The following is a 13,383-nucleotide window of genomic DNA, read 5'->3' as shown; positions in this document are numbered from 1 at the left end:
TATATAAGAATGAAGAAAATAGTAATTTTTGCCGTGCTTTTTTTAGCAATGTATTCAGGATATGCTCAAAATAATATTAATAATTATAAATATGTCATCGTCCCGAATAGTTATAAATTTTTAAATAGCGCTAACGAATACAGATTAAACGAATTGACCAAGTTCCTATTCGAAAAATACAATTTCGTAACTTTTATGGAAAACGATGCGTTTCCAGACGAAGTAATCTCAAATGGTTGTTTAGCGTTACGCGCTAATGTTTTGGACGATTCTGGTTTTTTCAAAACCATTTTAAAGATAGAACTTAAAAATTGTAAAGGAGATATCGTGTATACAACACTAGAGGGCATTTCTAGAGAGAAAGACCGTGCTGTAGCTTATAATTTAGCTTTACGTGGGGCTTCAAAGTCTTTGGATGGTTTAAATTACAGCTATGCACCAGATGCTAATCAAATTATAATACCATCGGAAACGACTAGAGCGCAAGAGCAAATTAATAGTCTTAAAAAGGAGATAGAAACCTTAAGAGAAGAGAAAATTACAGGAGTAGAAACGACCGAAACGCCACAAACGAATAGAAACGTACTAAAGAAATCTGTTCCACTTCAAACAGTAATTAAAGCTACAGACAGTGCGTCGCTATATGCTCAAGAAATTCCAAATGGTTATCGAGTTGTAGACGAGACTTCAATGGTGGTTTTTACCTTGTGGCAATCAAACTTAAAAGACGTCTTTATTGTAAAAGATAACAATGCTATCGTTTATAAAGAAGCGGGCCTTTGGATCTATTCTTCCGTAGTTAAAGGAAAAACAGTATCAAAAATAATGTCACTACACTTCTAATACCCGTATTTATCTTTCCAGCGGTTTCTTAAAAATTCGCGTTGTCCATTTTCTCTGGCATTATTGCCTGGCGTGTACAACGTGGTGTTTTGTATTTCTTTAGGTAAAAATTCTTGTGGTGCGAAATTATTCTCGTAATTATGCGAATATTTGTAATCTTCGCCGTAACCAATATCCTTCATTAATTTGGTTGGCGCATTTCTAATACCCAATGGAACCGATAAATCTCCTGTGTTTTTAACCAATTGCTGGGCGTCGTTTATGGCCGTATAGGCGGCATTACTTTTTGGAGAACACGCTAAATAAGTAGCGCATTGGCTTAGAATAAGGCGCGATTCTGGATACCCAATGCTCGACACGGCTTGAAAGGTTGTATTTGCAATTACAAGTGCCGTTGGGTTTGCATTACCAATATCTTCACTCGCTAAAATAAGTAATCGGCGGGCAATAAATTTAACATCTTCGCCACCCTCAACCATACGTGCTAAATAGTAAACCGCTGCATTGGGGTCGCTACCACGAATCGATTTTATAAACGCCGAAACAATATCGTAATGCTGCTCGCCAGTTTTATCGTAACGCACCGTGTTGTTTTGTACTTTATCTAATACCGAAGCATTTGTAATGGTAACGGTATCGTTATTTTCTGCAGTAACAATAAGCTCAAAAATATTTAATAATTTTCGTGCATCACCACCAGAAAGCCTTAGTAAAGCTTCGGTTTCCTTTAGGTGAATCGTTTTTTGAGATAAGAGCTCATCTTCGGTAATGGCACGCTTTAAAAGTTGTTCTAAATCGGTTTTCTCAAAGGGATTTAAGATGTAAACCTGACAGCGTGACAATAATGCGGGGATTACCTCAAAACTAGGGTTTTCGGTAGTCGCGCCAATTAAAGTAACCCACCCTTTTTCAACGGCCTGCAATAACGAATCTTGTTGCGATTTGCTAAAGCGATGAATTTCATCTATAAATAGAATCGGGTTTTTCGTTGTAAATAGGCCGCCACTTTGTTTCGCTTTATCGATAACCTCACGCACATCTTTTACGCCGGAGCTAATGGCGCTTAAGGTATAGAACGGACGTTTCGACTCGGTAGCAATAATATTTGCCAAAGTCGTTTTTCCAATACCAGGAGGACCCCATAATATTAACGACGGGATTAAACCTTGTTTTATTTGGCTAGTTAACGCCCCGTTTTCGCCCACCAAATGTTGCTGACTTATATAGTCTGATAAGGTTTTTGGACGTAATCTTTCTGCTAAAGGTGCATTCATAATGCAAAATTAAAGGATTATATTGTAATAAAAAGGGGAGAGGTCAATTAATTTTTAGGGCGTGTTTTTTTTGTCGTTCCTCTCAAAAATAACCGGGCTATCATTACTCAATCTTTTTAAGAAGGTAAAAAGGATTTTAAACAGGCCATTCTATCCCTCACGCAACTGACATTTTAACCTCTGTTTATAAAATGGTAGCTCTTTTGCTATACTGTAACTATGAATAAACCAACCGATCCGTTTAAATTTTCCATAGATGTTATTCTCTATCCGTTATTGTTAGTGCTACTAATATGGCTTGTTTTTTCTATTGAAATCCGTTTTGGTTACCGATTCAATAATTTTGGTATTTATCCTAAAACCTTAAAAGGATTGCGTGGCGTTATCTTTAGTCCGTTTATTCATTCGGGCATAAAACATTTATATTCTAACACCATTCCGTTGTTTGTATTGTCTTCAGCCTTGTTTTATTTTTATAAAGAGGTGGCGTTTAAGGTTATTATTTACGGTATTATTATTTCAGGATTAATAACGTGGGCTATAGGAAGGCCATCGTACCATATAGGTATTAGCGGTTTAATCTATGTGTTATTTAGCTTTAACTTTTTTAAGGGTATTTTTACGAGACATTACCGGCTAATTGCTTTATCGCTATTAGTGATTTTCTTATATGGAAGTATGTTTGTTTATGCGTTTCCGATAGACGAAAAAGTATCTTGGGAAGGCCACACGGCAGGATTAATTACCGGATTTATTTTTGCGTTGTTTTTTAGAAAGAAAATAGCGAAAGTTGCAAAATACGATTGGCAACAGGAGCAGTACAACGCACAAGACGATGAGTTTATGCAACACTTTGATGCCAGTGGTAATTTTGTACCAACAGAAATAGAAGCAGAAAAAGAAAACGTTGCGCTCACAGAGACATCTGCAACGCTATCAAATCAAAATATACGCTACATTTTTAAGGAAAATAAAGAGAATGCGGAAGATAAAGACAACGATTTATAAACGTTGTCTTAACACTTCATATAAAAATACGCCACAGGCAACAGATACATTTAAAGATTCAATATCACCTAATAGGGGTAATTTTGCTTTTGCATCCACTAATTTTAATACCGAAGGGTTAATGCCGCGACCTTCAGACCCCATAATAATTGCGCAAGGCTCTTTTAGAGAAATATCGTAGATAGTATTATCGGTTTTTTCTGTGGCTGCTATTACTTTTATACCCGACGCTTGCATATAGAACATGGCGTCTTTAATGTGGTCTACTTTACAAATAGGAATTTTAAATACTGCACCAGCACTCGTTTTAATGGCATCGCCATTTACGGGAGCGCCCCCTTTTTTCTGAACTATAATACCGTTTACGCCAGTACATTCTGCTGTACGAATAATCGCTCCGAAATTTCTAACATCGCTTATTTGATCGAGCATTAAGAATAGGGGAGTTGCACCACTTGCTATAGTCTTTTCTACTAAAGTTTCTAAGTCGTGAAATGTAATTGGTGATATTTGTGCAACAGCACCTTGATGATTATTTGTAGTTAATTTGTTTAGTTTTTCAATAGGCACGTAAGATGCGTTTACGCCATTTTTTTTAATAGCAAACTCTAGTTCTTGAAATAACTCGCCTTTTAATCCTTTTTGTAAGAATACTTTATCTATTGTACTATTCGCATTTATAGCTTCAATAATTGCTCTTAAACCGAAAATTTGTGTGTCTTTTTCCATCGGCACAAAGATATAAAAAAACCACCTCGAAAAGAGGTGGTTTTAAAAATCTTATTTTATGTTTATTAATGGTTTTCCTTTAAACTAGTTTAAGTTAGTTTTTTCATAAAAATTAAAACATAAAAAAAGAGACTGATTTTCATCAGTCTCTTTTAGTATTAATTAAGTCGTAATTTAAATAACTTATTCAGCAGCTACTAAATTTCCGTCTTTGTCATAAATAGTATATAAACCACCTGATACAACAATTGTTGCAGCTACAATAGTTCCATTACCACCTGGTTCACTTGCAGGATAGTCAGATGTGTAAACATCGTTATATTCTAAAGTAGTAGTAAATGTTCCTGTTTTTCCTAATGTTAATGTTAAAGGAATAGCAAAAGCGTCAATAGGAGTTTTTTCCGTAGTTACCGTCCATAGATCAACTTCAATATTGTAAGTACCATCAGCTAAAACACCAAGAGCATAATCTACTTCTGGACAATCAGCGGTTTCTAATAAACCAACGACATCAAAATCAACGACATCACATAAGTTTTCAGTAAATTCAGAAACGATGATATCCTCGTCGTCACCATCTTCTTCAGTTACAGTTTCTAACCATTCGTAAGTAACGTCCTTGTCCCATTCTAATAGTATAGCTAAACTCTCGGTAGCAATATTTGTAATGTTAACTGTTACCGTAGCATCTGCTAATACCGTACGTACACCTGCTGCAGATATTTTTAAAACAACAGTTTCTGTATCTTCAGCAAAAATATCCATCATTGTGTTAACAGGGATGTCGAAAGAGGTTGCATAAGCAGGAACTGTGATTTCGAAACCGTCACCTGGAATACCAGTGTCAGAATCTGTAGCAGCATCGCCAGCTGTAAAATCTACACCTTGGGTCGCTGTTCCAGAAACAACTTCTATTTTAAACTGAGAGGGCATGTTTATCGCTTTTTCCATTGTAAATGGAATAACATCAGAACCACCTTCAGCAATCGTTAAAGAACTAACAGTTGTAGATGCAGATGTCTTAGGCTGAGTGTCCATTCCATCTAAGTCATCGTCCATACAGCTAAAAAAGCACACTAACGTAAGTGCTAGCAAAGATGATTTTAAACTTGTTTTTAATATGTTTTTCATTTTAATATTTTTAATATTTAATTATTGTTTTACATAAGTCGATTCATATAAACGGTCACCAGATTCAAATGTAATAGTATAAGTGATTACAATGTCTCCAGTAACTGGATCAACAGAACCAGAACCAGATACTTGATTTGAATATAGACTTACTAAATTTTGACTTTCAACATTAATTGTTCCACATACATCTGAAAATGTAAATCCTTCTGTCCCACCAATTGATCCATTAGCAGCCCCAGGACCGTAAGAACCAACGGTTGCAGTTCTAAAAACGTTTACAGATTCCATAGTAATACTTTCAGGTTGTTGGTTCACTAAACCTCCATCACTTACACGTATCGTAGAAACGTCATAAGTAAAGGCGTCTACTTGTGATTGACAACCAACAAAGTTTATTGTTAAAGTGTCATTTAAATCTGATATAACTGAACCAGTTGATGACGTTAAATTTAACTTTAAAAAAGTTGGGGTATCAGGATCTAATCCTCCAGTGTTAATAGTCACAGGAATTGTTCCGAAGTTTTCTCCAGCTGGAATAACAAAAGAGCTACCGCTTAAATTATATTCATTTCCTGCTACTGCAGTCGATGATGGGTCTACTGTAAAAGTAACGGCTACGTCTGATTGAGTAGGGTATCCAGAGTTTCCACCAAGTATACTTACAGGGTAGTTTTTCTCTACTGCCCCTTCATCTACGAAATAACTTTCATTTTCTGTTTTCTTAGCGAAACCAATAAGGTACGCACTATTTTCGATGCCTTGTAATCCTCCTTCATCTTCATCATCTACTAAACAAGAGAAGTTTAGCGCAGATAATGTAAGAACAAGCAATAATATTTTTATGTTTTTCATTTTTCTAAGTTTTAGCAATTTTTAATTAGTTTACGTCCCAGAATAATCTGTCGTTAAACGCTGCTGATCCTGGTTGGTTAGGCACGTTAGCAGAGTTAGAAGAAGATTCTGATGCAGGATATAATAATCTATATGGTAATTTAGATTGTTCTGCAATGATTGGTAATGGAACCGAAGGGAAACCTGTTCTATTGTAATCTATAAAAGATTCCATAGCGTTAATTCCTGTAAGGGCGATCCATTTTTGAGTCATAATAGCTTCAATTTTATTAGTCGAACCTGCATATCCAATTCTATTAGTATTACCAGATGCTGTAATGTATGTCGCTGCAGATCCTGCACCTAATATATCAAACGATGCTTGAATACCTGAATTAAATAATTGCTGAGCGTTACCTGAAATATAAAGTCTTTCAGCAGCTTCTGCTTGTAAGAAGAAACTTTCTGCAGCAGTAAATAAGAAACTATCTTGGTCTGGGCCTTTTAAGAAACCAGGACCTAATTCAGATAATTCTGGTGGAGCAGTAGTATTAGTTGCTCCTTGTTGAACACCCGTTACATTTCCATCATCAGGACCTTGAGTTACTGGCTCGTACATACGTGTAAGTCTTGGGTCAGGTACGTTAGTAGATAAACCATCTTCAGTTTGTGATCCTTTTAAGAATTCAGCTTGGTATTCAGAAGGTACGATAAAATCATTATCGAACGTATCGTTACCTGCTGTATCTTGACCGTAGTTTTCCCAAAATGGATTTAATTGCCCATCAGCGTTAGCGTAACCTGGGTTTATAGTAGCATCAGTCGTTAAAAAGTTAGTATCTAATGCTGCATATTGATCTGCTAAGTAAGACGCTGTTTCAGAATCAGTCGCTGCTAATTCAGATTGTCTTAATAGAATTCTAAGCTTTAAAGTATTAGCTACTTGAATCCATCCATTTGCATCACCAGCAAAAACAGTGTCTTCAACACCTACTGGGTTTGCAGCACTATAGTTGTTTAAAGTACCAATTGCTGTGTTTAATTCTGTGATTAAATCTCTATAAATAGATTTTGAATCATCGTAAGCAGGAGTAAAGTTTTCACCAAATTGTAATGCTTCACTGTAAGGAATATCTCCATATACGTCAGTTAAGAACTGGAAGTAATAAGATTTCAATATTCTAGAGATCGCTTTATGGTTATTGTATTCCGCCCCTTCATAATTTATAATGGCTTGGTAAGTACCCATCCCTGCGTAGATATCTCTCCATATCACAGATCCTGGTCCATAAGTTTGTGTAAAGTTCAATCTGAATTCATCTTGAAAACCACCAGTTACGTTATTAATATCGCCTGCCCATTGGTTCATAAAGATACTTCCAGTTTCGCTACCAGTAACCTCAAATCTATAGCGAGGTGCTTGTATCGCTCCAGCTAACAATAAGTCTGGAGTTACGTTTTCTGTTGTAAACCCTACTTCTGTTTCGTTGATATCTAGGGTACTTTCGCACGCTAATGTAGATACACCTAAAGCAAGAAGTATGAATCCTTTATTAAAATATTTTTTCATTGTTTATTTTTTTTAAAATGTTAAGTTAAGACCTAAACCAAAAGTTCTTGTTGGTGGTAAAGCCGACTGTTCTGTAATACCTTGTGCATTTCCAGTTGAAAATCCAGATTCTGGATCACTATACCCTCTGTTTTCAGATGGTAAAACTGTAAATGGGTTTCTAGCATTAGCACTAATTCTTAAACCTGTAATCATTGTATTCTTTAAGAATTTTTTGTCCAATTCATAAGATAATGATAATTCTCTCACTTTAAATGCAGTGGCATCCACTATGTTGTTTTCTCCAATACTTCTATAGTTACCAAAGAAGTTAATGTAAGAACCAGCTGTGGTTCCTCCAGAAGGCACAGATGTATTCGTTGCATAAACACCAGGAGATGTTTCTACTACAGAGTTTGGCCAAATAAACGCACCACGACCACCTTGAGCAGTTTCAACTGCGTGACCAGACCATGTTATGTTTTCCTTGTGATGAGAATAGAACACATGTCCTGTTCTGTAATCCATAGTAGCAGATAAAGTAAAAGCTTTATACGTAAAATTCGTATTTAAGTTAACGATGTGTTTAGCAGTCGTTCTACCAGCAATTTTTAAACCAGCTGCTTCCGTAGGATTTCCTGCAGAATTAATAATAACTCTTCCTTGAGGATCTCTCTCGTAAGAATTTGTTTGAATTACTGGGAAAGCTTCACCTTCTATAGCAAATACTTCAGCACGCCCTGTGTAACCACCAAGAGATACTTGTTTTGCTTGGTCTGATACTTTAACAACTTCGTTGTCTGTCGTAGAATAGCCTACGTTAACATCCCATTTAAAATCTTCACTCTTTAATACTTTAAGACCTAAATCAAATTCTAAAGCGTATCCTTTAGTTTCTCCAATATTAATTCTTGTATTAGCTAAACCTGAAGCATCTGAAGTATTAATTCTTACAATTTGATCTGTCGTGTTAAAGCTAGAATAACTCGCATCTAAAGTAACACGGTTTTTTAAGAAACCAAGAGATAAACCAACTTCTGCAGTGGTTGTAAACTCAGGCTGAAGAAAAGGATCTGTAATAGTTTGATCTACAACAAAAGAGTTTTGACCGTTAAAAGGGAAACCACCTGCTGTGTTGTACGTTTGCTGAATAGCATAAGGACCAACACCACCATCGTTACCAATTTTCACATAGGCTGCAGTTACTTTCATGTAGTTTAATACATCACCACCAAAATTATCGAATGCTTTAGTAGGGATAAAAGAACCACTTATAGAAGGGTAGAAGAATGATTGGTTAGCTTTATTTAAAGTAGATGACCAGTCATTACGCCCTGTTAATGTTACAAATAAGAAATCTTCGTAACCAAAATCTAAGTTAGCAAAAGCACCAATTCTAGAATTAGAACTTCTATAATCTGTTGTTCTTGGTAAATTATCTCCGAGAAGTTCAGAACTTGGTCCACTAGAAAGGTTAGGAATAGTATAAATACCATCTACCGTTAAACCATTACCACCAGCTCTTACAAAAGCATTTTTAAAGTATTGGTTGTTTAAACCTATGTTAGCTCCAAAAGATATTTTTTCGGTTAACATATAATCTAAATTCATAAAGAAATCGGTATAGTACTGACTACTTCTATCATTACGGATGTCTACCTGAGAAATTAATGATCTATTTCCTCCTGTATTGTCAATGATCTCCTTTGGCTCTGTATAACCATTTTGGTACGATAAACTTTGGCTAGTATTAATTCTAGCATTACTTAATAATTTAAAAGAGATGTTATCGTTTACTTTGTATCCTAAATCTCCAGTTAAACTTAAGTTATTAGACTCTCCTTCAGAACGTTGATTAGCAAGATTCCAGTAAGGATTTGTAAAATAAGCATTCCAGTTTCCTTCGTTTCCAGAGTTTTCAAATGCAGTAACAGGAATGTTTGATGCAGATTGTAATAATTGTGTATTTAAATCACCATTATGTCTTTCAACAGAAGTATTTGTGTAAATAAGATTACCTCCAACACTCCAGTTACCTACAGTTTTACCTGTATTTAAAGTAAGTGTATTTCTTTTTCTTTGATCACCAGGAATAATAAATTCATTCAAGATATTTCTAGCACCTAAAGTAAGGTATCCGTCTTCATCACCAGAAGAGAATAAGATAGAGTTTTGTCTTGTTATACCTGTTTGAAAAAATTCTTTCATACTGTCACTTCCTCTACTTGAGTAAGGAGCCATTACGAACGAACCATCAGCTTGAGGTAATCCAACAGGAACCATTTCTCCGTCAAATTCTGGACCCCATCCACCGTTTTCGTAGATAACGTTTTCGAAACCATTTCCTAAATCCCATCCTTGACCATAACGGGTCTGTTTTTCTGGAACATAAGCGACACTTTCAAAATCGATAGAACTATTCACTTGAATAGTCATTTTTCCACCTTTTGTTGATTTCTTAGTAGTAACTACAATTACACCATTAGAACCTTGCGATCCGTATAATGCAGAACCTGCAGCACCTTTAATTACGTTTAAAGATTCCACTTGGTTTGGATCTAAAGCATTTAAAAAGGTTGTGCTAGAAATTGCACCATCAATAACCACTAAAGCCTCATTGTTACCTGAGATCGAACGGTTACCACGAAGAACAATTCTGCTATCTCCAGAAACACCATTACTAGTTTGAGAAATAGTTAAACCAGATACTTTACCTGATAAACTGTTTACAACACTAGGGTTGTTAGCTTTAGCCAGTTCTTCAGTACTAACAGTTTGATAAACGGTTGTTACCTCGTCTTTCTTACGTTTAATACCTAGCGCCGTAATAACTACCTCGTCGATAGCTGCTACGTCTACTTCCATTGTAAAACTAATTGTGTTAGCTGCACCTACAGTTTTGTCAACGCTCTTATATCCTACAAATGAGTAAGAAATAACATCGCCTGTGCTTGCAGATATCGCGTAGTTTCCGTCGAAATCCGATTGCGTACCACTGGTAGTGCCTTTAATAACAATATTTACTCCAGGTAACGGTAGTCCGTTTTCATCGGAAATCGTTCCTGAAATTGATTTTTCTTGTGCGAACGTGAGTTGCACAACAAACGCTAGAAACAGCGTTAAAATTCCACTAAACTTTGTTTTCATTTTATATTTTATTTGAATTAGTCTAGGCCAAAAATCATAATAAAAAGTTAATAAAACAATATTTATTGGTTAAAATTTCAAAAAACTTTAAAAAAACGTGTATTATTTCTGCAGATACTTAGAAAAAGGAAGATAAACTGAGATGAATATTGGAGTTTGAGAATTCGAATTCCTGAGATTCTGTCTTCCCATTAGCATAATTTAATTTTAATACCCCAGCTCTTGTTATAATACCAAAACCAATACCAAAGCCATATAAGTTGTTTTTTTGTTGGGTAAGTGTATTATTTAATGTCGCATAATCTATAATGCTATGCGCATAGATGGTCTTGCTTAATCGGTAACGGTACTCGGTATTAATCACTGCAAATTTTGTAGCTAACAAACTTTCTTCCGCAAAGCCTCGAATGGAGTTTATACCTCCAAAACGGAATAATTCGTTCTCCAAATGGTTTTTAGTATTTAATAAAGCACCGCTCACTTTAACAAAAAAACTGTTTTGAGCGTTAAATTTAATATTATGAAAGGTCGTTACAGCTAGTTTGGTCTGTTTTTCGCCGGTGTTGTCTCGTGTTCTTTTGCCTAACCCAGCTTCTAATGCGAAATAAGTGTTTATAGGGAAGAGTAGATCGGATGCGTTTCTGTTTTCAAAAGTATATTTCGACGTGTAAAAGTTGGTGGTATAATCGTCGGTAGTCGTAAAAACTGGATTTTTTAATAAACTATTGGAGGTGTAAGTATCAATTCCTAAAAAAAAGCGCGATTTTGTATCTATCTGATAAAATACTTTAGCACTTTGTTTCACGGTAGTAAACGACGAGTCTTTCTTTAAGATGTTTAATTCGAATTCGGTGCCAATAGGAGTGTTAAATAAATAGGGAAGGTTTAAAGCAACATCGAAAGTTTTCTGTTCATTTTCGGTACTCTTATAATGAAGCGCAAAAGATTCGCCAAAATTAAAATTATTATTAAGGTCTAAATTTATAAAACCGTTAAATTCTAGAGTGTTAGTTTCCTCATTGGTACTAAATCCTAAATACCCATCAAAAGCATTGCTTTGGGTTTTTTCAAGATAGAGGTATAAAGTTGTAGAGTCTTTACTAAATAATACCTCTGGGTCTTTAATTTGTTTTGCAAAACGAAGATTGTTTAAACCATTTAGCTTTTTTTTAATGGTTTCTATATTAAAACTTTTTTGAGGGGTTATTTTTAAAAAACGTCTCAAATAGGATTTAGGGAATTTTTCATAGCCTTTAACAACGATCGCATCTAGTTTTCTTTTTTCTGTAGTATTACTAATTTTTAATTCGGCTTGTAGCGTGTTTTTGTTTTTAGCTGAAATGTTTTCAAGGTTTAATTGCGCAAAGGGGAATCCGTTTTTTGAAACTTTAATAGTGAGGAAATCTAAAGTCGCTTCGATGTCTTGAAAGGGAATAGTAAATTCGTTTTCGGTTACTAACTTTGAAATGTGTTTCACCTCCTTAGGATTAATCGTATTCTTATTAAATGTAATCGTGATGTATTCGTATTTTGAATGCAACCGAACTTGATATGCAAACGTACTATCGTTTTTTTTGGAGTTATTAATAAGGGTGTGATTAATATAACCGTCGTTATAAAGAGATTCTTTTAAGCTGCCTAGAGCATCTAAAACCGCAGAGGCCTCTGGAAATTTTTTTAAGGTACTGTAGTTTTTTAAAATCTCAGTAATAGAATCTGTTTCTCCTGTCACTTCTAAGTATAGGTTTTGGGCTACCGACGTTGACGAAAGGATTATAAAAATAATAAGGAATACAAGAGGTTTTTTTTTCACTAACACAGTCATTTTAAACGGGTATAAAATTAATGGAAAAAACTAATGGAATGTTATAAAGAAGCTGTTTTTTTGAAATTCTATTGAAAATTAATTAGTTATGATTTGAATTATTAATTAAAATGCATACATTTGCACCCCTCTTAAACAGAGGTAACGTAAAATTATATATAAAAATATATGCCAACAATTTCACAATTAGTACGAAAAGGAAGAACCAAAATAACCAAGAAGAGTAAATCGGTTGCCTTAGATTCGTGTCCTCAAAGACGAGGGGTATGTACGCGTGTTTACACAACAACACCAAAAAAACCAAATTCAGCGATGCGTAAAGTAGCGCGTGTAAGGTTAACAAATGGTAAAGAAGTAAATGCTTACATCCCTGGAGAAGGACACAATTTACAAGAGCACTCGATAGTATTGGTTAGAGGTGGAAGGGTAAAAGATTTACCAGGAGTTAGATATCACATTGTTCGTGGCGCTTTAGACACCGCAGGTGTTGAAGGAAGAACGCAACGTAGATCTAAGTATGGTGCAAAACGCCCTAAAAAGTAATTAAAACTTTAAGAAGAAGACATGAGAAAAAAAGCAGCAAAAAAGAGACCGCTTTTACCAGATCCACGGTTTAACGATCAGTTGGTAACACGTTTCGTCAATATGATGATGTGGGACGGTAAAAAGTCAGTAGCTTTTAAAGTATTTTACGATGCAATTGATATCGTAGAGTCAAAGAAAACAGACGAAGAAAAAACAGGTTTAGAAACTTGGAAAGATGCTTTATCTAACGTTATGCCTCACGTAGAAGTACGTAGTCGTAGAGTTGGTGGTGCAACATTCCAGATCCCTAATCCTATTAGAGCAGATCGTAAGGTTTCAACAGCGATGAAATGGTTAATTACCTATTCACGTAAAAGAAATGAAAAATCGATGGCGCAACGTTTAGCTTCAGAGATTTTAGCAGCAGCTAAAGAAGAAGGAGCGGCGGTTAAGAAAAGAGTAGATACTCATAAGATGGCTGAAGCAAATAAAGCATTCTCTCACTTTAGATTTTAATA

The 13,383-nt window shown here is 35.2% G+C and carries 11 protein-coding genes; 4 read left to right on the top strand and 7 right to left on the bottom strand.

What is annotated here, in order from left to right:
• Positions 1-9 precede the first annotated feature (9 nt).
• Positions 10-843, top strand: a complete 834-nt coding sequence (locus ES676_RS09090) for a hypothetical protein (protein ID WP_148370008.1) — start codon at positions 10-12, stop codon at positions 841-843.
• Here ES676_RS09090 and ES676_RS09085 read toward each other — a convergent pair.
• Positions 840-2,117, bottom strand: a complete 1,278-nt coding sequence (locus ES676_RS09085; RefSeq protein ID WP_148370007.1) for a replication-associated recombination protein A — start codon at positions 2,115-2,117, stop codon at positions 840-842. The genes ES676_RS09090 and ES676_RS09085 overlap by 4 nt on opposite strands.
• Before the next feature lie 219 nt (positions 2,118-2,336).
• Between ES676_RS09085 and ES676_RS09080 the strand changes: the two genes are divergently transcribed.
• Positions 2,337-3,125 carry a rhomboid family intramembrane serine protease gene (locus tag ES676_RS09080; RefSeq protein WP_148370006.1) on the top strand — a complete coding sequence of 263 codons (789 nt, stop codon included), beginning with the start codon at positions 2,337-2,339 and terminating at the stop codon, positions 3,123-3,125.
• Here the strand turns inward: ES676_RS09080 and rlmB are convergent.
• The 6 genes from rlmB to ES676_RS09050 all read right to left on the bottom strand — a co-directional run bounded on the left by rlmB (position 3,120) and on the right by ES676_RS09050 (position 12,328).
• On the bottom strand, positions 3,120-3,854 hold the full coding sequence (rlmB, locus tag ES676_RS09075) for a 23S rRNA (guanosine(2251)-2'-O)-methyltransferase RlmB (protein ID WP_148370005.1): 735 nt from the start codon (positions 3,852-3,854) through the stop codon (positions 3,120-3,122). The two genes, ES676_RS09080 and rlmB, sit on opposite strands and share 6 nt — an antisense overlap.
• Positions 3,855-4,037: 183 nt before the next feature.
• Positions 4,038-4,985 (bottom strand): hypothetical protein, encoded by a 948-nt coding sequence (locus ES676_RS09070; RefSeq protein ID WP_148370004.1) that lies wholly within the window; start codon positions 4,983-4,985, stop codon positions 4,038-4,040.
• 21 nt (positions 4,986-5,006) lie between these two features.
• Positions 5,007-5,819, bottom strand: a complete 813-nt coding sequence (locus ES676_RS09065; RefSeq protein ID WP_170234443.1) for a hypothetical protein — start codon at positions 5,817-5,819, stop codon at positions 5,007-5,009.
• Positions 5,820-5,865: 46 nt separating this feature from the next.
• Positions 5,866-7,389: a SusD/RagB family nutrient-binding outer membrane lipoprotein gene (locus tag ES676_RS09060; protein ID WP_148370002.1), complete on the bottom strand. Its 1,524-nt coding sequence runs from the start codon at positions 7,387-7,389 to the stop codon at positions 5,866-5,868.
• A 12-nt stretch (positions 7,390-7,401) separates the two neighbouring features.
• Complete coding sequence (locus tag ES676_RS09055; protein ID WP_148370001.1) at positions 7,402-10,515, bottom strand: SusC/RagA family TonB-linked outer membrane protein; 3,114 nt, start codon at positions 10,513-10,515, stop codon at positions 7,402-7,404.
• A gap of 118 nt (positions 10,516-10,633) precedes the next feature.
• Positions 10,634-12,328 (bottom strand): BamA/TamA family outer membrane protein, encoded by a 1,695-nt coding sequence (locus ES676_RS09050; RefSeq protein WP_246130338.1) that lies wholly within the window; start codon positions 12,326-12,328, stop codon positions 10,634-10,636.
• A gap of 180 nt (positions 12,329-12,508) precedes the next feature.
• Here ES676_RS09050 and rpsL point away from each other — a divergent pair, with 180 nt between their 5' ends.
• Both rpsL and rpsG read left to right on the top strand, forming a co-directional pair.
• The gene (gene rpsL / locus ES676_RS09045) at positions 12,509-12,883 is read left to right on the top strand and encodes a 30S ribosomal protein S12 (RefSeq protein ID WP_092133886.1); all 375 of its coding nucleotides are present in this window, start codon (positions 12,509-12,511) and stop codon (positions 12,881-12,883) included.
• 21 nt (positions 12,884-12,904) lie between these two features.
• On the top strand, positions 12,905-13,381 hold the full coding sequence (rpsG, locus tag ES676_RS09040) for a 30S ribosomal protein S7 (protein WP_148369999.1): 477 nt from the start codon (positions 12,905-12,907) through the stop codon (positions 13,379-13,381).
• The last annotated feature ends 2 nt before the right edge of the window (positions 13,382-13,383 follow it).

The sequence above is a fragment of the Bizionia saleffrena genome, assembly GCF_008086175.1.
In the GTDB taxonomy this organism is placed as follows: domain Bacteria; phylum Bacteroidota; class Bacteroidia; order Flavobacteriales; family Flavobacteriaceae; genus Bizionia; species Bizionia saleffrena.
This window is presented reverse-complemented; position numbering and strand designations above follow the sequence as displayed.

Excerpts from the sequence above, each read along its gene's own strand:
- ES676_RS09090 (WP_148370008.1), top strand. The coding sequence starts at position 10 with ATGAAGAAAATAGTAATTTTTGCCGTGCTTTTTTTAGCAATGTATTCA.
- ES676_RS09085 (WP_148370007.1), bottom strand. The coding sequence starts at position 2,117 with ATGAATGCACCTTTAGCAGAAAGATTACGTCCAAAAACCTTATCAGAC.
- ES676_RS09080 (WP_148370006.1), top strand. The coding sequence starts at position 2,337 with ATGAATAAACCAACCGATCCGTTTAAATTTTCCATAGATGTTATTCTC.
- rlmB (WP_148370005.1), bottom strand. The coding sequence starts at position 3,854 with ATGGAAAAAGACACACAAATTTTCGGTTTAAGAGCAATTATTGAAGCT.
- ES676_RS09070 (WP_148370004.1), bottom strand. The coding sequence starts at position 4,985 with ATGAAAAACATATTAAAAACAAGTTTAAAATCATCTTTGCTAGCACTT.
- ES676_RS09060 (WP_148370002.1), bottom strand. The coding sequence starts at position 7,389 with ATGAAAAAATATTTTAATAAAGGATTCATACTTCTTGCTTTAGGTGTA.
- ES676_RS09055 (WP_148370001.1), bottom strand. The coding sequence starts at position 10,515 with ATGAAAACAAAGTTTAGTGGAATTTTAACGCTGTTTCTAGCGTTTGTT.
- rpsL (WP_092133886.1), top strand. The coding sequence starts at position 12,509 with ATGCCAACAATTTCACAATTAGTACGAAAAGGAAGAACCAAAATAACC.
- rpsG (WP_148369999.1), top strand. The coding sequence starts at position 12,905 with ATGAGAAAAAAAGCAGCAAAAAAGAGACCGCTTTTACCAGATCCACGG.